Here is a 21,566-nt window from a genome sequence, read left to right as displayed (position 1 = left end):
ATAATTCCTTCCTCATAACTTGATCTCGAAAAGTCCGAATTTAATATAGTACTTATGATAACAGAACGGGCGTGCGCATCAAATAGGGGGTGTTGTTTTACTTATTCCATGCATGATAAAAGCGATCGTCAGGTTGATTTCTTCCTCGTCGTTCCAGTCCTTATCTGGCTGCAGCAGCAATCGATTCATCAAATAACCTACGACAGACGAGAGTGTGAAGCGTATAAGTGTGGGTGTAGGCACCTCGATGATTTCACCCTTTTCCTTAAAATGTTCAACAATATCAATCACGCGCTCCAGTATTTTGCTAAGAATATTCTCTACAAACTGCGCTCTAACTGTTGGCTGAAAAGGAATCTCCTGAATAAGAATCTTAAGAATTTTAAAATTCTTGCGGGCGAAATCCAGCCGATTGATCATAAATGCCCGCAGGAACTCCTCGAAGCTGTCGTAGGGCATATCAAGCACGCCGTTGAAATTCCGCAGCACAAAAGGCGCAAGCATGCGACTCATGGTAGGACCTACTATGGCAAGCAGCAGATCATTTTTAGTCTTGTAATAGCGAAAAATCGTTCCCTCCGCCACGCCCGCCTTCTGAGAAATTTCACTCGTGGATGTCGCAGAGTATCCTTTTTCGGAAAACACCTCAATCGCCGCTTGTAGAATAGAAATCTGCTTCGGTGTCAGTTTCTCGTCTTTGCCAAGGGTCAGCAGCTCTTCTATCCACTGCTCTTCTATATTTTGTTCCGTAGAAACTTCCTCTTTCATTACAATAGCCCTCCATGCTTGATTCATTTTGTTTCAATGATAATAGCTTTTGTGAAGTTACATTTTGCGATGCTTGCGCAGTGCCAATACATTCAGCAGCATAAATAGCAGCGAAAATCCTATTAGTACATAGACATCCAGTGCAATTGCGCTCCATCCTTTGCCACGGACCATAATGTCCATCAGAGCTTCTGATCCGTAATAGATCGGTGTAGCGAGGCCAACGCGCTGGAGCCACAGTGGAAGGGTATCAAGCGGGAATAATCCACTGAGGAAGATTTGTGGCACTATAATGAGTGGAATGAACTGTATCATTTGCAACTCATTGGCTGCAAAAGCCGACAGCAGTGTGCCCAACGTCAGCGCTGTCATCGATAGGAGTAATGTGATCAGCAATACGTAACCAAAGCTGCCTGTCATCATAATGCCAAGAATCTGTATGGAATACCATGAGATCAATAGCGCCTGAAAAACGGTAAATATGCCGAAACCACATACATACCCGAGCACAATCTCCCATCTTTTCAATGGAGTCGAAAGTAGGCGTTCAAGCGTGCCTGTGGTTCGTTCCCTTAAGAAGGATACACCTGCAATCAAGAATACGAAAAAGAAAACAAATACGCCAATCATAATGGGACCGAAACGGTCGATCGTCTTCATATTCTCAGAACCGTAAAGATAGCTGATCTGCGGCTGTAATTGTTCCTTTGTACTTGGAAGAAGTTTTTGGGAGATTTGTTGCAGCGTCATGATTACTGCCTTATTGGCTGTAGGGTTGCTACCTTCTAACAGCACTTGAGGCGTTACTTGCGAATCTCCGGCGGTTCCGTTCAAAGTGATCAAAGCGTCAATTTTTCCTTCTACTAAAGCGCCTTTTCCCAGCTCTGCGCTGGCATATTCTTTGATGGTGGCATTTTGTTCTTTTAACGCAGCTGACATATTTAGAGGTACACCGGACACACCGATTTTTGGTTCATAGGCGTCACCGTTGAAGACCAAGCTCATTAAGCTTAGAACGAGGAGTGGTGCAATGAACATTAATGCCATTGTTCTTTTATCATGAATGAATTGTCGCAAAATCCTTAAGGTGATCGCTCGGATTCTCATGAACGCACACCTCCATAATATAAAAAGGCTTCTTCAATAGAAGCTGAACCGGTGGCTTGCAGCAGTCCGGCAGGCGTGTCGGCAGCAAGCAGCTTGCCATCACGGATCATTCCGAGCCGGTCACATTTTTCAGCTTCATCCATGACATGCGTGGTCAGCACAATGGTGGTGCCTTTCTGGTTCAGCGCTTTTAGTTCCTTCCAGATGGATAGCCGCAGCACCGGGTCTATGCCAACTGTAGGTTCATCAAGAATAAGCAACGGCGGTTCATGCAGCAGCGCGATCGCCAATGATAAGCGGCGTTTCATCCCGCCGGAGTATTGGTCTACTCTTTTTCTTAAATGATCTTGTAAATTAACGATCTCCATTACGGCTGTGATGCGTTTGGAGCGTTGCTCCCCCTTTAGTCCATATAGCGCTGCAAAAAACTCCAGATTCTCCTTCGCGCTAAGCTCCGTGTACAAGGCATCAGACTGGGCCATATACCCAATCTGTTGCAGCATAGTCAGCTTCGGCATCGTCACGCCAAGTATTTTCACCTCGCCGGAGGTTACCTCATCGATACCTGTAAGCAGCTTCACTAATGTTGTTTTTCCTGAGCCCGATGGTCCTAGTATGCCAAAGGTTTCCGCACGTTCCACTTGAAGCGAAATATCCTCGAGCACCTGTTTCTCTCCAAACGCTTTCCCGACATGGCTCACTGAAATAACTGGAATCTTTGAACCCATGTTTATCTCCTCGATTCTGAATGTTCTGGGATACTTACTTGAGTTGAAGGTGTAGAAGGTGTAGAAGGTGTAGAAGGTGTAGAAGGTGTAGAAGGTGATGGTGATGGTGATGGTGATGGTGATGGTGATGGTGATGGTGATGGTGATGGTGATGGTGATGGTGATGGTGATGGTGATGGTGATGGTGATGGTGATGGTGATGAACTGCATTGCGTTAAACACTCTAATTATATAATGAGTGAGTACTCACTCATTACTGTGCATCAAAAGTTAGGAATTGTAAACCATATATTTTATACAAAGGTATCCCACAGTATTAGCTTAATCCCGATTGACGTTTGTTAATTCAACATGTCCTTTTACTATGTATATAGAGATGATTTGAATAAAAGGCAAAAGTGCCACTAAATAGCGTCAGTCCGCCTAAACTAGGTAATAGAAAGGCATAAATGCCCTTAAATGGCGTCGATCCACTTAAATCAGCTAAAAGAAAGGCATAAATGCCTCAAAATAGCACGGGTTTACCTAAACCAGACAAAAGAAGGGCATAAATGCCACTAAATAGGCATGATCTAGATAAATCAAGCTAAAGAACGGTATAAATCCCGCACAATGAGCTCATTCTTGCTGAAGTCAGCTAAAGAACGGTATAAATCCCGTACAATGTACCCAATCCCGCTAAAGTTAGCAAAAGAACGGTATAAATCCCGCACAATGAGCCCAATCCCGCTAAAGTTAGCAAAAGAACGGTATAAATCCCTCACAAAGAGCTCAATCCGACTGAAGTCAGTAAAAGAACGGTATAAATCCCGCACAATGAGCCCAATCCTACTAAATTCAGTAAAAGAACGGTATAAATCCCGTACAATCAGCCGAATCTCCTACGATGCCCCTTACGCAGAAAGCGCCCCAACAGACCAGTTAGTTTTTAAATCGTAAGCAGCAGCCACATAATTGATAGCAGACTCTCGCCAGTAACAAGCTTCCCCACGCGCCAAGCGATCTCCGTAATACGCTCCCCACCCGCCCAAGCGACCTCCGCAATATACTCCAAGTGCCCATCGACCTTAGCAACAAGCTTCTCCACGCACCCAAGCGAACTCCACATATACTCCACCCGCCCACCTCGGCAACAAGCTCCCCCCACCCGCCTACAATCTCAAACTAGTCCCTACGTCTCACCAAATCCCAAACAATTCTCCAACTAAATAAGGTAACCACACCAAGCACCTTTTTACGAAAAGAGGCTGTTTTTGCTGTTTAGTTCATTTGGTTTAGAGCAAGAAAATTGTTAAATGAGCTAATATACCTGATTTTTTTAAAAAAAGAATACTAGTTAATATTTCCATTACATTCCTCTGCAACAGAATTGACAATTGTAGACGAAAATGACATTAGCAGTTACCTATACGAAAAGGGTGAATCTAATTGAAAAACAGTAAATGGATTAGCGCAACGTTGGCTTCAGCACTTCTTGCAACAGTAGGCGTTGGAAGTGCATCTGCAGCTAGCACCGGCAGTAATGTAAAATCTGTAGCTACCAATCAAGTCGCTGCTGTTACAGCAGTTAAAGAAGGTACAACTACTTGGAATGTAAACGGAACGCCGATTGTGTTTAACACCATTAACAGCAGTGGTTACAAGCTTTACTCGCTGACTCAGGTAGCTGGTGAAATTGGGGCTAAGGTAGTACTGGGAACAAGCGGGTTTGAACTTAACGACAGCAAAGGACTACATAATGTGCAACTCAAAACAGGCTCAAAGAGCTATCAAGTAGATGGTAATTCCGAATCGTTCACAGTGGCTCCAGTGTTTTATAACGGTAAAACCTATGTAGAGCTGACTAAGTTAGTTATTGCATTAGGTGGAGAGCTGGACGCTGATGCTAGCACGATTTTGAGCTTTGCACGTCCGGAAGGATTGTTTGATACTTTGCACTGGACGGCAGCTGGTAACCTGATTGCGAACAAAAGTGATGCTGAAACTACTCAGCTTATCAAATTCAGTACAGAACCAGGTAACTATGAAGTGTTTTCGTCAAATGACAGTGCGGTGGACTTTGCAGTATCGCCGGATCAACAGTGGGGAGCTTTTAATGATGAGAAAGGTTTGCTGAATCTGATTAACTTGTCTAGCGGAGCTGTTAAAACACTAGGCACCGACAATAGCGTGAAGACAGATCTGGTTTGGTCCAAAGATGGGAAAAGCATTTATTTCATCCAAGGAGACAAGCAAGAAAAAATCGCTAAAATCTCAGTAGAGACTGGTGATGTTAAATCCGTATTGGCTGACAAGGTTGAGAATAAATCCGAACTGCGCATTTCTGCTGACGAAAAAAGTGCCGTTTATATCGTTAATTTGACAGGTGTTGCAAAAAATGATGCAGACAGCACAGAAGATTCTCTTACGGTAGACTTCAGCTCGGCAGGAGAGCAGCTTTACAAGCTTGATCTGGCTACAAAAGATGCTAAACCAGCTGCATTAACAACCACAGCGGATAACAAGCTTTACCCAGAGATTTTGGCTGATGGAAATGTGGCATACCTGAGCGCAGATGCAGACGGCAATGCGAAGAATACCCTGAAGCTTGTAAAAGCGGACGCAACCAGCACTAATATTGCACTTGATATCGAAGTGAATTGGTCCACTGGCGTTAGCAATGGTTTGGTAGTGGCAGGTACTACGGCAGACGGAAGCACAGTGATCTATTCTATCGATGGTAGTGGTGCAAAGACCGAACTGTTCCGTACGACTGAAGATGTATCTGAAGTATCTGTATCTAAAGACGGAAGCAAGCTTGCGATTGTGAGCGGCGACAGCGTATGGGTTATCCAAGGCGGTAAAGGGCTGCAACTGACTAAATAATGATTATCCCAAACATATTTTAACGGCCTAGAGCCGAGAGGAGAAAATAGTACAATGAAAATCTTCAAGAAATTAACAGTAACGGCTTTAACAGCCGTAATCGCGGTAACCGCATCTTTTGCAGGGATTGCAGCAGCAGCAGATTCACTTAGTGGCAAAATCACCGTTAACGGTTCAACCGCACTTCTTCCATTGACCTTGCAAGCGGCAAAAGAATTCCAAAAGCTGCACCCTAAAGTAAAAATCGCAGCATCTGGTAAAGGTTCTGTAACTGGACCACAAGCTGTGAAAAAAGGCATCGCTGATATCGGCGCTTGCGACTGGGATGCTAGCATCGACGTACCAGGCTTCAAAGCTTTTGACGGACAGGTAGCGAACAAAGTAGCTGTCATTCCTTTTGCAACGATTGTAAACAAAAATGTGGGTGTAGATAACCTTACAACAGAACAACTTAAAGGCATTTTCGCTGGCAAAATCACCAACTGGAAAGAAGTAGGCGGCGCAGATGCAGATATCGTTGTCATCACTCGCTCTTTCGGTTCTGGTACCCGCGTTAACTATCAAGCTAAAGCCTTGGATGGCGGAGATATCGTTAAAAAAGCTAAGAACTACAAAGAAACAGGTTCATCCGGTGACATGAAAACAGCAGTAGGAACTACTCCTAACTCCATCGGTTATATCGACCTTGTTTATGTAAGTGGCGACGTAAAAGCAGTGAAACACAACGGTATCGCAGCTACTACAGACAACGTAATTAACGGTTCTTATAAGATTTGGGCTTATGGTTACTACATGACTAAAGGTCAACCTACTGGCGCAACTAAAGAATTTATCGAATACGTACAAAGCAAAAAGTTCCAACAAGGTTCTCTGAAAAAGCTAAAATTCATTCCGATCGCAGCAATGAAGGGTTAATAACATCTGAAGATCATATTGAACGGTAACAGCGGCCAGCCCCGATTTTGATACGGGGTTGGCCGCTTACAGGAGGGAAAGTATGGGGGCACCAGTCCACAACCTGGCAACTAAGGTTAAGGAGGGCGTTACAGAAGTTAGCGCCAACTCCAAACGTCACAGTAGACATATGTTTAGCAACCGATTATTCCGCTTTTATTTCTTATTCAGCATTCTTGCACTTTGCTTCGTGCTTGGACTTGTAATTCTATTTATCGGCAAAACGGCGCTGCTTCTGTTTGGTCATCTCTCGCCTGCGGACTTTTTCTTTTCTTTTAACTGGACGCCTGAAGAGGACTCCTTTGGGGCTGCTGCCTTCATTGTAAATACACTTTCACTGACGGCTTTGACCCTGCTGATCGCAGTACCTATTTCTGTGGGTATGGCCGTGCTCTGTGCGGAGATTGCTCCAAAGTGGATGAAGACCTTCATTCGCCCGGTGCTCGATTTGCTCGTTGGTATTCCTTCTATAGTATATGGTTATTTAGGCTTAACGGTATTACTTCCTTTTCTGCGTAGAGTTAGTGGGGAGAGCTTGGGCGATGGATTACTGGCTGCGGCCCTCGTGCTCGCATTAATGGTCCTGCCAACAATTTGCCGAATCAGTGATGATGCTATTGTCGCTGTTCCACGCAAATATCGGGATGCTGCGTACGCTCTTGGATCTACCCGTTTGCAAGTTATTATGCGTGTTGTTTTGCCTGCGGCTAGCAGAGGGATTATCTCAGCAGTCATCCTCGGGATGACTCGTGCTGTGGGGGAGACAATGGCTGTAGTTATGGTTATCGGAAACACACCACAGTTGGCAAAAACCTTATTTACACCTGCCTCGGTCTTGACTAGTAACATCGTTATGCAAATCTCGAATGTAGAGTTTGAATCAACCTGGAATTATGCCCTACATATGATGGCCTTTCTTCTGCTGGTGATTTCATTTGTACTGATTCTGATCATCCGCGTGCTGGGTAGAAAAAGGAGGGATGCAGCGTGAACGGATTCGCAAGTACAAAGCATACAGCGCGTGCTCAGAGACGCAATAAGCTCGCGACTATTGGGTTTTATACGCTTGGGGCTTTAGTTATGCTGCTAATCTTCTGGCTGCTCTTCACGATTCTTAGTAAAGGTCTGCCAGCACTGCGGCCTGACTTCCTGATTAAACAGCCTGAAGAGATTGACGTAGGTGGCGGGATCGGTCCTGTACTTTTCAACTCTTTTTATATTTTGTTCATCTCGCTGCTTATTTCCGTCCCTATCGGTTTAGGTGCGGGGATTTATATGGCGGAGTATGCTCCGGATAATGCTTTTACAGGCGGCCTGCGTATATGTGTAGAAGCTCTCTCTTCGGTTCCTTCAATTGTATTTGGTATGCTTGGACTTGCGATATTTGCTGAATATTTTGGAATCGGCCTGACGATTCTTGGCGGTGGGGTAAGCTTGGCGCTTTTGAATCTGCCTATGCTTGCACGTGTGACGGAGGAAGCGATTCGTGCTGTTCCTGGGGAGATGCGTGAAGCTGGATATGCACTGGGCATGACTAAATTCCATGTGATCCGCACAGTAGTTCTACCCGTTGCAATGTCAGCCATTGTTACTGGGATTTGTCTCGTTGCTGGGCGCGCCTTCGGGGAGTCTGCGGTTATTATCCTTACCGCTGGCCTCAGTACCTCGGGCGAAATGTGGGACTTTAATCTGTTCTCGCCGGGAGAAACCCTGGCAGTGCATCTATGGTATGTACAATCTGAAGCAATTGTAGAAGATGCGCGGCAAATCGCTGACAAATCAGCGGCAGTACTCGTATTTGTAGTTCTGTTTATTAACTTTGCTTTTCGTTTTCCGCTCTGGCTCGGAAATCGCCGCAAAGGGCGCTGATTCGCTTATAAAGGAAGAACATGCATAAAAAACTGTCTCTCGGCGGAAGAAAACGCCGTGAACAGTTTTTTTATTCCCGATTAAATAAGCAAAGGTACTCTCATCCTTCGATAAAATTGCTAATGCGCGTGTCTTTTGAGTAATTGGATTGGCCACGCTTATAGAAAGCTAAAAATGTTCCTATATTTAAAAATCAGAAATGGGAATGTGAAGAGTAATAGTCGATGAGTAATGAGTGGTTTTTAATTGCACTTTATGCACTTATTTTTAAGGGGGATAGGTTTGTTTGGGTTTAATTGTACTTTGTGCAGTTAAAAATGGTGAAAAGGCCATTCTAGGCGTAAATCTGAGAATATAAGTGTATGAAATGCAATTAAAGCGAGTTTTGGAGGTAAAAGGGTACTTTTAGTTGCAGAAAATGCAATTAGATAGCATGTAGCGGCGTTTCTCCGGAAAAGCAGCCGTAATGTTCTAATGCTAAACGTGGGATGACCTGGCAGTGACTCATAAAAACTGATCAACGATTGCTAAGCTTCACATAACCCTGAGCCCCAATGAGTTCTAAGTGTGACCAAGTCCGAGCGAGCATCAAAAGTTAAGCTCCATCGACTCATAGCCCGACGAGGCATGGGTTTTCACTGAATTCTAAGTTTCGAATGCTAAGCTCTATCGGATCCTGAGCTCCGACGAGGCTAAGTTTTCATCAGGCTCTGAGCTTCGAATCCAAGCTCCATGAACCCCTGAGACACGGCTAATCTAGAGCCGCGAATCTTTAAGCTCAGTCATTCAGTCGTCTATTCGTCCCAGTGACTCCCTGAGCTCCGCCCAACCCCTCCCCTGAACACAGAAACAGCCTTCCCGAAGGAAGGCTGTTTCTATATGACGTCCCGGAAGGGATTCGAACCCCCGACCGTGCGCTTAGAAGGCGCATGCTCTATCCAGCTGAGCTACCGGGACATGGTTGCTGGCAGAAAAGCAAGCAGGAATTATCATATCATATGGGGTGTTTTTTTTCAAGCTGTTTTTTAAAAAGAGTACGGGGTATGCTATAATCTACAATTATTAAGTTTCGGAAGAAGCTTAAGGTATTAATAACTTTTATAATGGTTAGGATTCCATTCACATAAGTAGACATAAGGAGGTGCCCTCATTAAACATTCGGATTCCCCCGCCACCAAAGAGAATATCGTCCTGTTCCCCAAGACACTGGACTATTATCAAATCCAGCTGACGGTGATGCTGGAAAGTGAACGCTACGGGGAAGCGATGGAGCTGCTTCGTTTTTTGCTGCAGTGTCAAGGACAGGAAGAGCGAAATTACGAGGAATGGCGGTCCCTGCTGGAATGGCTCGAAACGGCATTTCCTTACGCGTCCCAGAATGGAGATGCGGAGGGAGCTGTTCACCCCGAAGACGAAGATTTAAGGGAAGAGGATATGGCCCGCTTTTTGGCTAAATCTAAAATGAACGAGGATACGGGGTATCCCAAAAAGCTGCTGCAGCGGGTGATGAATGAGCCTCTGTCTGAGGCGACAATACTTGCACTAGAGCAGCTATCCTATCTGGAAGGTGGCGGCGTTGACGAGGAGCTGACCACTTGGCTACAGGGGGATAATGTTCATCCACTGCTGCAATTTCGGACCTTGCAGACGCTTAAGCGGCGTGGGATGCAGGGAACAGTGAAGCTGATTCGCGGACATGAAAAGGTACTTGTAGAGATCGAGAGCGTGCCACTGCAGACGGAGGATTTTCCTCCGCAGGTGAGTCATGTGCTGGAGCGGGTAGCCGGGCAGGCTGAGGTGCATGAGCCTACGCTGTATTATTTTGCACAAGAGCTCTGGGGTCAGTTCATCATGTCGATTTATGGGTCGGATGAATATCGGAAATTGCTGGAAGGCGAAGACGTTTTGCTGGATATTTGGGCAGGAGCGTTGCACCAATTTGTTTCTGAGAGTTTAAACGGCTCCCGACAAGAGGAAGAGACACGTGGAATGTATGGCATCACAGACGGCATGCGCTTTCAATTTGAGGGAGCTTATCGTGCTCTCAAGGGTTTTGTAAAGACTTCTCTACTTGATAAATAAAGTAATGTTGTATATAATATAATGGTTATTCTGTGCGTGGATTGTATCATTATTTGAAGTAAACTTGTGAACCTATATTTTGGAGGGAAAAGTATAATATGAAAGCAACATGGGAAAAAATAGAGAAGAACCTTGGAGTTCTTGAAGTAGAAGTAGACGCAGAACGCGTAACAGCAGCACTTGATAAAGCTTTTAACAAAGTCGTTAAAAAAGCTAACGTACCAGGCTTCCGTAAAGGTAAAGTACCTCGGCCGATCTTTGAATCCCGTTTTGGTGTAGAAAGCTTGTACCAAGATGCAATCGACATTCTTCTTCCTGAAGCTTACGGTGAAGCAGTTGAACAAACTGACATCTTCCCTGTAGACCGTCCTGAAGTTGATATTGAGCAATTTGCTAAAGGCCAATCCTTTATCTTCAAAGCGAAGATCACGGTTAAACCTGAAGTGAAGCTCGGCGATTACAAAGGTCTGGAAGTTCCAGTACAAAAAGCTGAAGTGACTGAAGAAGAGTTGAGTGCTGAACTTGCTCGTCTGCAAGAACGTCATGCTGAGCTTGTAGTAGTTGAAGAAGAAGCAGCAGCTAACGGCGACATCGCTGTAATCGATTTTGACGGATATGTTGATGATGTACCGTTTGAAGGCGGAAAAGCTGAACGTCACTCTCTTGAGCTTGGCAGCAACTCCTTCATTCCAGGATTCGAAGAGCAAGTGGTAGGAATGGCTACTGGAGATTTCAAAGATGTTGAAGTTACTTTCCCTGATGAATACCATGCAGAGAACCTTGCGGGTAAAAAAGCAGTATTCAAAGTGAAGCTGCACGAAATCAAACGCAAACAACTTCCTGCATTGGATGATGAGTTCGCTAAAGATGTAAGTGAATTCGAAACTTTGGATGAGTACAAAGCAGATTTGAAGGCTCAGCTCGAATCCCGTAAAGAGGAAGAACTGAAAGGCCTTCGTGAGAATGCAGTTGTTGATAAAGCAGCAGCTAACGCTGAAGTTGAAATCCCTGAAGCTATGATCAACAGTGAAGTTGAGAATATGGTTCGTGACTTCGACACTCGTCTTCGTCAACAAGGTATGAACATGGATATGTTCCTTAGCTTCTCCGGCCAAACTCGTGAAGACTTGCAGAACCAAATGAAAGGCGATGCTGAAAAACGCGTTCGCAACAACCTGGTATTGGAAGTTATCGCAAAACAAGAGAACATTGAAGTTTCCGAAGAAGAAGTTAACGAAGAGTTGGCTACTATGGCTGAAGCTTACAAACGTACTCCAGAAGAAATCCGCAGCATCTTGGCAGCTAACGGTTCACTGGGCAGCTTGAGCGAAGAGCTTTCGTTGCGTAAAACCATTGATTTCCTTGTTAGCAATAGTGTAGAAGTTGAAGCAGTAGAAGAAGCACCAGCTGCTGAAGACACTAAAGCTGAGTAGGATATTTTAAAATTATAAGAAGGTATAAGTTTCACTTTATACTTTATTCTTATAATTCTCGCATAAACGCTTACCGTCCTTAAAAGGACGCCGAAGGCGTTTTAGCTTGACACTACCTAGAACGGCCAAGTTACACGGCCTCCATACAGATATGATAAGGCACGTAAGTTTCGTTACGTGCCTTATTTTTATCCTCGGCCGCAAATATATGTGACTACATAGGTATCCGTATGAACGTATGGCAATAAGGTAATAGGGGCGGTAACGTCACAATTCACAAGCAGCGGACTGTCCACTGTAGTGAAAAAATGACATCGCGCCGTGAACGTGTTAAAATATTTCTGAAACGATAAGACTAATCTGTACAGAGAAAAGAGGTTGGTGGCATGAGTCTGGTACCAATGGTTGTGGAATCAACAAGTCGTGGAGAACGTTCGTACGATATCTATTCCAGATTGCTCAAGGATCGCATCATTTTCTTAAGCAGTGCGATTGACGATGATGTCGCCAATCTGGTTATTGCTCAATTGCTGTTTTTGGCAGCAGATGATCCCGAGAAGGACATTCACTTGTACCTCAACTCACCCGGTGGTTCAGTAACAGCCGGCATGGGTATATACGATACGATGCAATATATCAAACCGGATGTTTCAACCATTTGTGTAGGGATGGCAGCAAGCATGGGATCGCTCCTTCTAACAGCTGGGGCGCCGGGCAAAAGATATGCGCTGACCAACAGCGAAGTTATGATTCATCAACCGCTCGGCGGTGTTCAAGGTCAAGCGTCTGATATTTGGATTCACACTGACTGGATCCTCAAGACGAGACAGAAGCTGAATCAAATTTATGTAGATCGCACAGGTCAGCCCCTTGAAAAAATCGAACGGGACACAGACCGCGATAACTTCATGAGCGCGGAAGAAGCCAAGGAATATGGGCTTATTGACCAGGTTCTTTCTTCACCGATGAAATCTTAAAGGGGTGGTTAGATGTTTAAATTTAATGATGAAAAAGGGCAATTGAAATGTTCTTTTTGCGGTAAATCACAAGAGCAGGTTCGTAAGCTTGTAGCAGGACCGGGCGTTTATATATGTGACGAATGTATCGAGCTTTGCACGGAAATTGTGGAAGAAGAGCTCGGTCATGAGGAAGAGATTGATCTGAAGGATATTCCAAAACCAAAGGAAATTCGTGATATTTTGGATCAATATGTAATCGGTCAAGAGCAAGCGAAGAAATCTCTTTCTGTAGCGGTTTATAACCACTACAAGCGCGTGAACAGCCAAAGCAAGATCGAAGATGTTGAGCTGACGAAGAGTAATATCCTTTTGCTCGGTCCAACAGGTTCTGGTAAAACCTTGTTAGCACAAACGATGGCGAAGATTATCAACGTTCCTTTTGCTATTGCAGACGCTACTTCCTTAACGGAAGCTGGTTATGTCGGCGAGGATGTTGAGAACATTCTGCTCAAACTCATTCAAGCTGCAGATTACGATGTGGAGAAAGCCGAACGCGGCATTATCTATATTGATGAAATTGATAAAGTAGCACGTAAATCCGAGAATCCGTCCATTACTCGTGACGTTTCCGGCGAAGGTGTACAGCAAGCGCTTCTGAAGATTCTGGAAGGAACTGTTGCTTCTGTGCCTCCGCAGGGCGGACGTAAGCATCCTCATCAGGAGTTTATTCAGATCGACACGACGAACATCCTGTTCATCGTTGGCGGTGCCTTTGACGGTCTGGAGCAAATGATTAAACGCCGTATCGGTAAAAAAATCATTGGCTTCAACGCAGCAGTTGAAGGACAAAAGGATCTTAAGCCTGGTGAATATTTGTCGATGGTATTGCCTGAAGATTTGCTCAAATTCGGTCTTATTCCTGAATTTGTAGGCCGTCTGCCAGTCATCTCGACTTTGGAGCCGCTTGATGAGAATACGCTTGTACGTATCCTTTCCGAGCCTAAAAATGCACTCACTAAACAATATATCAAGCTGCTGGAAATGGACAACGTAGCGTTGAAGTTCGAACCATTGGCACTCGAAGCAATTGCCAAGGAAGCGATCAAACGTAATACGGGAGCCCGTGGACTGCGCGCGATTATTGAGAGCATCATGCTCGATGTGATGTATGAAGTTCCTTCACGCGATGATATTAAGGATTGTGTGATCACGGAACAGGTCGTTCAGGAGAAAGCTTTGCCTGAGCTCAACCTTAAGAAAGACAAGAAGAAAGAGGAAAGCGCGTAAGCCGCTTTTCCTTAACAATACATGTCACAGTCTCCACCTTTCTTCCGCTTATCCCGCTTCACATTAGCGGGAGCGAAGGGGTGGAGCTTTGGCGTTATGGGGGAGAAAAATCATGTTCTTGAGACACCAAACCCGTCCTGTCAATGTTGGCGGGCTCATTATTGGGGGAAACAACGAGGTTGCGATTCAAAGCATGTGTACAACCAAAACCGCTGATGTGGAGGCTACTGTAGCTGAAATATTGCGGCTTGAGGAAGCAGGCTGCCAGCTAGTACGCGTAACTGTCAACAATGAAGAGGCGGCTGCCGCAATCAAGGAGATCAAGAAACAGATTCATATCCCACTCGTAGCGGATATTCATTTCAACTATAAGCTAGCGTTGATGGCTATTGAGAACGGCATCGATAAGGTACGGATTAATCCGGGGAACATTGGTCGTCGCGAAAAGGTAGAAGCGGTAGTTAAAGCATGTAAAGAAAAAGGAATTCCGATTCGGATTGGTGTAAACGCCGGTTCTTTGGAGAATCACCTTTTGGAGAAATACGGATACCCAACCCCAGAAGCTATGGTAGAAAGTGCGTTATACCATATTGGTATTCTGGAGGAACTGGATTTCCACGACATTATCGTTTCTCTAAAAGCATCCGATGTGCCAATGGCCATCGAAGCTTACCGTCAGGCTGCGGAAGTCATCCCTTATCCACTGCACTTGGGGATTACAGAATCTGGCACATTGTTTGCTGGTACAGTGAAGAGCTCCGCAGGTATTGGTGCACTGCTCTCTATGGGCATCGGCAGCACACTGCGTATCTCGCTTAGTGCCGATCCGGTTGAAGAGATTAAGGTGGCGCGTGAGCTGCTGAAGACGTTTGGTCTGATCTCTAACGCGGCGACGCTGATCTCTTGTCCGACTTGCGGACGACTGGATATCGATCTTTTCTCCATCGCTAATGAGGTGGAAGAATACATTTCGAAGCTTAAGGTGCCTATTAAAGTTTCCGTCCTTGGCTGTGCTGTTAACGGTCCTGGTGAAGCACGTGAAGCAGATATCGGTATTGCTGGCGCTCGTGGGGAAGGTTTGCTTTTCCGCTACGGACAAATGATCCGTAAAGTGCCTGAAGCTGAACTCGTGAACGAGCTGAAGAAGGAAATTGATGCGATTGTGGTGGCTTACGAGGCAACGGGCGAAATTCCAGGCCGCGCCCACGCTAACCTTGCACCTCCGGTGCAATCGAAGTAACTTGGTCTGAATGGTATTTATAAGAATTTTCAATCTCATAATATTATAAACACTTCTTAGCATCGTATAGTAATTTTGGGCGACGTTAGGTAAGTAGTGATCTAAGTGGCGAAGAACGTCCTGTGCAGTTTCGGTATATCCGGGGCTCATGGGGCGTTTTTTTTTGCGTTTATTTCCATTTTGGAGGAAGGGATGAGTAAACATGAACTATGAACAAGCCCATGAAAAATTTATTGCGCATCATCTTGCAAGCAGAACGGAACGGCGGGGGAGGCTGGAAAGAGGTCATGGCCACGCCGAAAAATTATTTTTGGAGAATGTCTGGTGGCCGCTTTGTGGTGATTTCAATAATCTTCATCCGGAGTATGAGGTGCTGGATTTACAAAGACGAGCTTATTTTGCTGATTTTGCTTTTTTGCCGGGGCCGATCAAGCTTTTGTTGGAGATCAAAGGGTATGCAGCTCATGTAAGAGACATGGATAGGCTGAAGTATTGTAATGAGCTAAATCGTGAAACTTTTCTGTACGGAATGGGTTATCAAGTAATTTCATTTGCCTATGATGATGTTGAACAGCGCCCTGAGTTATGTGTTACATTGCTGCGTTTGGCGTTAAGCCGCTACCAAATTGTAGATGCACCGCGTGGCAGACTGCTAATCGCTGAGAAGGAAATCATGCGTTTAGTGGTGCGTCAAGCTGGGGTGATACGCCCTAAAGAAGTCGCTGATTATTTCACGCTAGATCCCAAAACAGTACGCATGATGCTAAAGAATCTCTGTGAAAAAGGCTGGCTTACTCCTGTGAAGAGGGGAATCGGCGTCAAAAATGTTGAGTATAAGCTGGCTCGTGATGTTCTTTTTTACTGGGATTGATATTTGTAAAGGCTGGTGGTTGATGGCTGATGGAGCAGGTGTAGCAGAAGTGTTTGATGGGGCTGATCATATAGGCGTAACAATGTTGGCCATGGCTTTTGTTGAAGGTGGAAATTTGAAAAGAAGGTATGTGAAGGAGCTTGATGTGAAGTTCATTATGAAGTAAAACGCAACAATTAGGGGAATTATCCCTGAAATAAGCCGATTATGGCTCAAAATCAAGCTTATTAGGGAAAAAATCCCTAATAAAAGGTGCATTTCTCCCATTTATGTGTGATTCCTCCAATAATCAGGGAGGATTTCCCTAATTGGCAGTTTTGAGGTCGTGAATCACTGATAAATAGGGAGAATTTCCCTAATTATTTGGCTGGGTACCAATGATACTTAGATTTTTGTACTGAATAGGATGTTTCTAAGAACATAGGAGATACAAACGGATATGTTCAGCAAATTAAGTTAACTCTGCATCTTAGAGGTAAACTGACGTAACTTCTAGAAGTAACCCACCGTCCCTAGCTAACTCAACTTCTAAAAGTAGCTCACCATCCCCAGTTAACTCAGCTTTTAGAAGTAACCCACTGCGTCCAGCTGACTCAGCTTCTAAAAGTACCTCATCGAACTCAACAAACTAAACGTCTACAGGAAACTCCCGACGCCCTTACCCTTAGCGGTACGCACAACTAGGTTCCTTACCCCCACGTAGCACCGATCACGATCCTCAGTTACTAAGTTCAACGGCTCCTCCTACCACCACAGTTACTCAAATTCCCTTCCACTAATCTCTCCCTCATTTCTCCGCATTTCTCCTTCATTCCTCTTCATCTCTTCATCCCTCCTTTACTTCCGCACTCCTCCGCATTCCTTCCTCTCCAACCTCCTCAACAATCTCCTTTTTAAAAATTACCTAAGCCACATTCGCAATTCCCATACTCATTAATGCCCTTATAGTTAATTATCAGAGTCTATCCTACTGCAACAATTCAACAAATCCTCAAATTCGCGTTTACTAATTACCGAAACGGCTATACTACCTAATAGTAGCCAAGGGTGGAAAGGTAGACTGAACGAAACAGGAGGATGACCTATGGAATTAAGTATAGTTGTGATGATCGTGCAGCTCTTTTTCGCGCTGGTTATCGGCGTATACTTTTGGAATCTGCTGCGGGGTCAGAAGACAAATAAGACAGCGGTAGAACGAGAGTCGCGCAAGGAACTGGACAAGTTACGGAAAATGCGGATGATTACATTAACTAAACCATTGTCGGAGAAAACACGTCCGGCTTCTATTGGAGATATTGTCGGGCAAAAAGATGGGCTGCGCGCCCTGAAAGCCGCACTTTGCAGCGCTAATCCGCAGCATGTGATTATTTATGGTCCGCCGGGAGTGGGCAAGACTGCGGCAGCGCGTGTTGTCATGGAAGAGGCGAAAAAGAATGTGCTTTCTCCTTTTAAAAGTGACGCCAAATTCACAGAGATTGACGCCACTACCGCTCGTTTTGATGAGCGTGGTATTGCTGACCCGTTGATCGGCTCTGTGCATGATCCTATTTATCAAGGTGCAGGGGCCATGGGTGTGGCGGGTGTGCCACAGCCGAAACCGGGCGCGGTGACTAAGGCGCATGGCGGGATTCTTTTTCTGGATGAGATAGGAGAGCTTCACCCTATTCAGATGAATAAGCTGCTTAAAGTGCTTGAGGACCGGAAGGTCCTGCTAGAGAGCGCTTATTATAATTCGGAGGATAATAATACTCCGGCTTATATTCATGATATTTTTCAAAATGGATTGCCTGCCGATTTCCGTCTAGTTGGCGCTACTACGCGCTCTCCGGATGAGATTTCACCTGCGCTGCGATCGCGCTGCATGGAGATTTATTTCCGCCCGCTGCTGCCGGATGAGATTGCCGTGATCGCGCGTGACGCGATACAGAAAATTGGGCTTAAACCAAGTCCGGAAGCAGTCACTGTGGTGCAACAGTATGCAACCAACGGCCGGGAGGCAGTTAATATGATTCAGTTGGCTGCCGGATTAGCTTTAACTGAGCAGAGAGATACACTAAATGCTGCTGATGTGGAATGGGTGGCAGGCAGCAGCCAGCTTCCGCTGCGTACGGAACGCAAGATTCCTTCGGCACCGCAGATTGGATTAGTCAATGGTCTTGCTGTGTATGGACCGGGGATGGGGACTCTGCTCGAAATCGAAGTTTCCGCAGCGCCTGCTGTGAACGGCCAAGGCAGATTGAACGTGACAGGTGTGGTGGATGAAGAAGAGATCGGTGGAGGCTCCCGCACGATTCGGCGAAAAAGTATGGCAAAGGGCTCAGTTGAGAATGTATTGACCGTACTGCGTACGATGAATCTGGAGCCCGATCGTTATGATCTACATGTGAATTTCCCAGGGGGTACACCGATTGACGGACCTTCTGCTGGAGTAGCGATGGCAGTAGCAATTGTCTCCGCTATTCGTGGACTTCCCGTGGATAACACGGTAGCGATCACAGGTGAGATAGGCATCCATGGTCGAGTTAAGCCAGTGGGCGGTGTAATTGCCAAAGTAGAAGCTGCTTTTCAAGCTGGTGCCACTACAGTGCTTATTCCAAAAGAAAACTGGCAGTCTCTCTTCGCTGACCTCGCGCCATTACGCGTTATTCCAATGGAAACAGTAGAAGAGGTGTTCCGTCACCTGTTCGGTGCCGATACAGCTGATGTAAGGTTGCCTGCAGTTGCTGGAGAGCTGTTCTCCGCTGCACCTTCACTCCTAAAGGCCGATGCCGCTGGTGAATCTGCAAAGGGTTAAACTAAATTGATCCCTAATTCGAAGAATAAGGTGAGATTTGTCGCTGTAAAATAAAGGAGGCTGCAGGCATTTCTGCTGCTTCCTTTTTAAATGCTACAAGAAACGTTGTCTCTATTTATGGAAAAGCAAGTCGGTTCTTCTTGAAATCTAAGGACTCTGTTGGTGTTTTGGGGCTGCTTTTGTTAGAATGAATGCATATGAGATTAATTGAGAGCCATGGGAGGTGCGAAAGCGATGATGACAAATAAAACAAAAGGTCGTCGTTTTCCTTTATTGCCGCTAAGAGGGCTTCTTGTGTACCCAAGCATGGTTCTTCACTTGGATGTGGGCCGTGAGAAGTCAGTTCGGGCGCTAGAGAAAGCTATGGTTGAAGATAATTTGATTCTTCTTTGTTCCCAGTCGGAAGTGAATATTGAAGAGCCAGGTCAGGACGATATTTTTCGGGTCGGTACTGTCGCCAATGTGCGGCAAATGCTGAAGCTTCCAAACGGTACGATACGTGTACTGGTTGAAGGTGTAGAACGGGCCGAAATTATTAATTATATCGATAATGATGAGTACTATGAGGTTATGGCGCGTGAGCTGCCGGAAGAAGAAGATAGCGATCAAGAATGTGACGCGCTGATGCGTACAGTACTCAATCAGTTCGAACACTATATTACGTTATCCAAAAAAGTGACCCCAGAGACCCTCGCTGCTGTATCCGATATAGAAGAGCCTGGTCGACTTGCGGATGTCATTACGAGTCATTTATCGCTAAAAATTAAGGATAAGCAAGAAATTCTCGAGACGATTGATGTTAGTAAACGGCTGGAGAAGCTTCTTGATATTCTTAATAATGAGCGTGAAGTGCTGGAGCTTGAACGTAAGATCAATCAACGTGTCAAAAAGCAGATGGAAAAGACGCAGAAGGAATATTATTTGCGTGAGCAAATGAAAGCGATCCAGAAAGAACTCGGCGAGAAGGAAGGCCGGGTAGGAGAAGCGGAAGAGCTACGGACGCTAATGGAAGAGAAAAATGTTCCAGAACGTGTGAAAGAAAAGATGGAGAAAGAAATCGATCGGCTGGAAAAAATGCCAGTCAGCTCTGCAGAAGGCGGCGTTATTCGCAACTATGTAGATTGGCTGCTCAGTCTCCCTTGGAGTGAACAGACAGAGGATGATCTTGACATCAAAAAGGCCGAGCAGGTACTTGATGAGGATCACTACGGTTTGGAAAAACCGAAGGAACGGGTATTGGAATATTTGGCCGTTCAGCAGTTGGTTAAGAAGCTTAAGGGTCCGATTTTATGTCTTGTAGGTCCTCCAGGGGTGGGGAAAACCTCACTGGCTCGTTCCATCGCCCGTTCGCTCAACCGCAAGTTCGTCCGTATCTCGTTAGGCGGTGTACGTGATGAGGCGGAGATTCGAGGTCATCGCCGGACTTATGTAGGTGCGATGCCGGGCCGGATTATCCAAGGCATGAAGACGGCGGGTACGATTAATCCGGTTATCCTATTGGATGAAATCGATAAGATGGCTGCGGATTTCCGTGGAGATCCATCTTCAGCGCTGCTTGAGGTGTTGGATCCAGAACAAAACAACACGTTTAGTGATCATTTTGTAGAGCTGCCGTTCGACTTGTCGAACGTAATGTTTGTAACAACAGCGAACGTAGTGCATAATATTCCGCGTCCTTTGCTGGATCGGATGGAAATGCTGTTCATTCCAGGTTATACGGAACTGGAGAAACTGCAAATCGGCAGCCGTTATCTATTGCCTAAGCAGAAGAAAAACCACGGTCTTGCAGAAGATCAACTGATTATCGAAGACGATAGCTTATTACGCATTGTCCGCGAATATACCCGTGAATCCGGTGTTCGTAATTTGGAACAGCAGATTGCAGCATTATGCCGCAAAGCTGCGAAACAAATCGTGTCTGAGGAAAAAGAGAAAGTGGTCATTCTTCCTGATGACATCAAGGATTATCTTGGGGCTTCTAAATATCGTTACGGTATGGCCGAGCTTGAAGATCAGATCGGTACGGTCACTGGGCTGGCTTGGACTGAGGTTGGCGGCGATACATTGCTGATCGAAGTTACGGTTGTGCAGGGAACAGGTAAACTAACCCTCACCGGACAGCTTGGCGATGTAATGAAGGAGTCGGCACAGGCCGCATTCAGCTATACTCGTTCGAAGGCGGAGGAGCTGGGGCTCCAGCCCGATTTTTATGAGAAGATTGATATTCATATCCATATTCCGGAAGGTGCAATTCCGAAGGATGGTCCGTCTGCAGGGATTACGATTGCAACCGCATTGATCTCCGCGCTCACGAAACGTTATGTTTCGAAGGATGTGGCGATGACAGGTGAAATCACCTTGCGGGGACGTGTACTGCCCATTGGTGGATTGAAAGAGAAATCCCTTGCGGCTCACCGAGCTGGATATAAAAAGATCCTTCTTCCCAAAGACAATGAAAGGGATTTGAAAGATATTCCTGAGAGCGTACGTAATGATGTTGAGTTCGTACCTGTATCTAATATGGATCAGGTCTTGCATCATGCGTTAGTTGAGCATCATAATGAAATTAGCAGTGAGCCACCGAGTAGTGTGCATTAGAAAGGAAGTCC

Annotated in this window: 19 protein-coding genes and 1 tRNA gene; 14 read left to right on the top strand and 6 right to left on the bottom strand. The window is 45.4% G+C overall.

Annotated elements, in window-relative coordinates:
* Positions 1-78: 78 nt before the first annotated feature.
* Genes MHH50_RS25000 through MHH50_RS24990 form a run of 3 tightly spaced genes read right to left on the bottom strand, consistent with a single transcriptional unit; the run spans position 79 to position 2,603 of the window.
* The gene (locus MHH50_RS25000) at positions 79-768 is read right to left on the bottom strand and encodes a TetR/AcrR family transcriptional regulator (protein WP_076220316.1); all 690 of its coding nucleotides are present in this window, start codon (positions 766-768) and stop codon (positions 79-81) included.
* A 57-nt stretch (positions 769-825) separates the two neighbouring features.
* Positions 826-1,875 carry an ABC transporter permease gene (locus tag MHH50_RS24995; protein ID WP_036685018.1) on the bottom strand — a complete coding sequence of 350 codons (1,050 nt, stop codon included), beginning with the start codon at positions 1,873-1,875 and terminating at the stop codon, positions 826-828.
* Positions 1,872-2,603: an ABC transporter ATP-binding protein gene (locus MHH50_RS24990; RefSeq protein ID WP_339191281.1), complete on the bottom strand. Its 732-nt coding sequence runs from the start codon at positions 2,601-2,603 to the stop codon at positions 1,872-1,874. Before MHH50_RS24990 ends, MHH50_RS24995 begins: the two co-directional genes overlap by 4 nt.
* Before the next feature lie 94 nt (positions 2,604-2,697).
* On the opposite strand from MHH50_RS24990, the gene MHH50_RS24985 reads away from it, so the two are divergent.
* Positions 2,698-2,838 (top strand): hypothetical protein, encoded by a 141-nt coding sequence (locus MHH50_RS24985; protein ID WP_340033574.1) that lies wholly within the window; start codon positions 2,698-2,700, stop codon positions 2,836-2,838.
* A gap of 346 nt (positions 2,839-3,184) precedes the next feature.
* Here MHH50_RS24985 and MHH50_RS24980 read toward each other — a convergent pair whose 3' ends face one another.
* Together MHH50_RS24980 and MHH50_RS24975 are read right to left on the bottom strand one after the other, a co-directional pair.
* Positions 3,185-3,418: a hypothetical protein gene (locus MHH50_RS24980; RefSeq protein WP_248549672.1), complete on the bottom strand. Its 234-nt coding sequence runs from the start codon at positions 3,416-3,418 to the stop codon at positions 3,185-3,187.
* 113 nt (positions 3,419-3,531) lie between these two features.
* Positions 3,532-3,690 carry a hypothetical protein gene (locus MHH50_RS24975; protein ID WP_248549671.1) on the bottom strand — a complete coding sequence of 53 codons (159 nt, stop codon included), beginning with the start codon at positions 3,688-3,690 and terminating at the stop codon, positions 3,532-3,534.
* Positions 3,691-4,031: 341 nt separating this feature from the next.
* On the opposite strand from MHH50_RS24975, the gene MHH50_RS24970 reads away from it, so the two are divergent.
* From MHH50_RS24970 to pstA, 4 genes are all read left to right on the top strand, one after another.
* A complete protein-coding gene (locus MHH50_RS24970; RefSeq protein ID WP_248549670.1) occupies positions 4,032-5,468 on the top strand; it encodes a stalk domain-containing protein in 1,437 nt (478 codons plus the stop codon).
* 54 nt (positions 5,469-5,522) lie between these two features.
* The gene (locus tag MHH50_RS24965) at positions 5,523-6,383 is read left to right on the top strand and encodes a phosphate ABC transporter substrate-binding protein (RefSeq protein ID WP_038573065.1); all 861 of its coding nucleotides are present in this window, start codon (positions 5,523-5,525) and stop codon (positions 6,381-6,383) included.
* A gap of 82 nt (positions 6,384-6,465) precedes the next feature.
* Positions 6,466-7,413, top strand: a complete 948-nt coding sequence (pstC, locus tag MHH50_RS24960) for a phosphate ABC transporter permease subunit PstC (RefSeq protein ID WP_036685038.1) — start codon at positions 6,466-6,468, stop codon at positions 7,411-7,413.
* Positions 7,410-8,291 carry a phosphate ABC transporter permease PstA gene (gene pstA / locus MHH50_RS24955; RefSeq protein WP_076305563.1) on the top strand — a complete coding sequence of 294 codons (882 nt, stop codon included), beginning with the start codon at positions 7,410-7,412 and terminating at the stop codon, positions 8,289-8,291. The genes pstC and pstA overlap by 4 nt, the downstream gene beginning before the upstream one ends.
* A gap of 883 nt (positions 8,292-9,174) precedes the next feature.
* Here the strand turns inward: pstA and MHH50_RS24950 are convergent.
* Positions 9,175-9,248, bottom strand: a tRNA-Arg gene (locus MHH50_RS24950).
* A gap of 279 nt (positions 9,249-9,527) precedes the next feature.
* Here MHH50_RS24950 and MHH50_RS24945 point away from each other — a divergent pair.
* The 9 genes from MHH50_RS24945 (at position 9,528) to lon (ending at position 21,555) form a co-directional block, all read left to right on the top strand.
* On the top strand, positions 9,528-10,373 hold the full coding sequence (locus MHH50_RS24945) for a hypothetical protein (protein ID WP_036685042.1): 846 nt from the start codon (positions 9,528-9,530) through the stop codon (positions 10,371-10,373).
* 98 nt (positions 10,374-10,471) lie between these two features.
* Entirely contained in the window at positions 10,472-11,806 is a 1,335-nt protein-coding gene (gene tig, locus MHH50_RS24940; protein ID WP_036685045.1) for a trigger factor, read from the top strand.
* A 386-nt stretch (positions 11,807-12,192) separates the two neighbouring features.
* Positions 12,193-12,783 carry an ATP-dependent Clp endopeptidase proteolytic subunit ClpP gene (gene clpP / locus MHH50_RS24935; protein ID WP_076129430.1) on the top strand — a complete coding sequence of 197 codons (591 nt, stop codon included), beginning with the start codon at positions 12,193-12,195 and terminating at the stop codon, positions 12,781-12,783.
* Between the two features lie 12 nt (positions 12,784-12,795).
* On the top strand, positions 12,796-14,052 hold the full coding sequence (clpX, locus tag MHH50_RS24930; RefSeq protein ID WP_340033573.1) for an ATP-dependent protease ATP-binding subunit ClpX: 1,257 nt from the start codon (positions 12,796-12,798) through the stop codon (positions 14,050-14,052).
* A gap of 112 nt (positions 14,053-14,164) precedes the next feature.
* Complete coding sequence (gene ispG / locus MHH50_RS24925) at positions 14,165-15,292, top strand: flavodoxin-dependent (E)-4-hydroxy-3-methylbut-2-enyl-diphosphate synthase (RefSeq protein WP_339188256.1); 1,128 nt, start codon at positions 14,165-14,167, stop codon at positions 15,290-15,292.
* A gap of 202 nt (positions 15,293-15,494) precedes the next feature.
* On the top strand, positions 15,495-16,163 hold the full coding sequence (locus MHH50_RS24920) for a BlaI/MecI/CopY family transcriptional regulator (protein WP_340033571.1): 669 nt from the start codon (positions 15,495-15,497) through the stop codon (positions 16,161-16,163).
* Entirely contained in the window at positions 16,138-16,329 is a 192-nt protein-coding gene (locus MHH50_RS24915; protein ID WP_340033570.1) for a hypothetical protein, read from the top strand. Before MHH50_RS24920 ends, MHH50_RS24915 begins: the two co-directional genes overlap by 26 nt.
* A 918-nt stretch (positions 16,330-17,247) precedes the next feature.
* On the top strand, positions 17,248-18,957 hold the full coding sequence (lonB, locus tag MHH50_RS24910; RefSeq protein ID WP_038573063.1) for an ATP-dependent protease LonB: 1,710 nt from the start codon (positions 17,248-17,250) through the stop codon (positions 18,955-18,957).
* Between the two features lie 234 nt (positions 18,958-19,191).
* Positions 19,192-21,555, top strand: a complete 2,364-nt coding sequence (lon, locus tag MHH50_RS24905) for an endopeptidase La (protein ID WP_076279991.1) — start codon at positions 19,192-19,194, stop codon at positions 21,553-21,555.
* The last annotated feature ends 11 nt before the right edge of the window (positions 21,556-21,566 follow it).

Source organism: Paenibacillus sp. FSL H3-0302, from assembly GCF_037982245.1.
GTDB lineage: Bacteria > Bacillota > Bacilli > Paenibacillales > Paenibacillaceae > Paenibacillus_AQ > Paenibacillus_AQ odorifer.
Note: the sequence above shows the minus strand (reverse complement) of the source record. Positions and strands in the feature narration are given on the sequence as shown.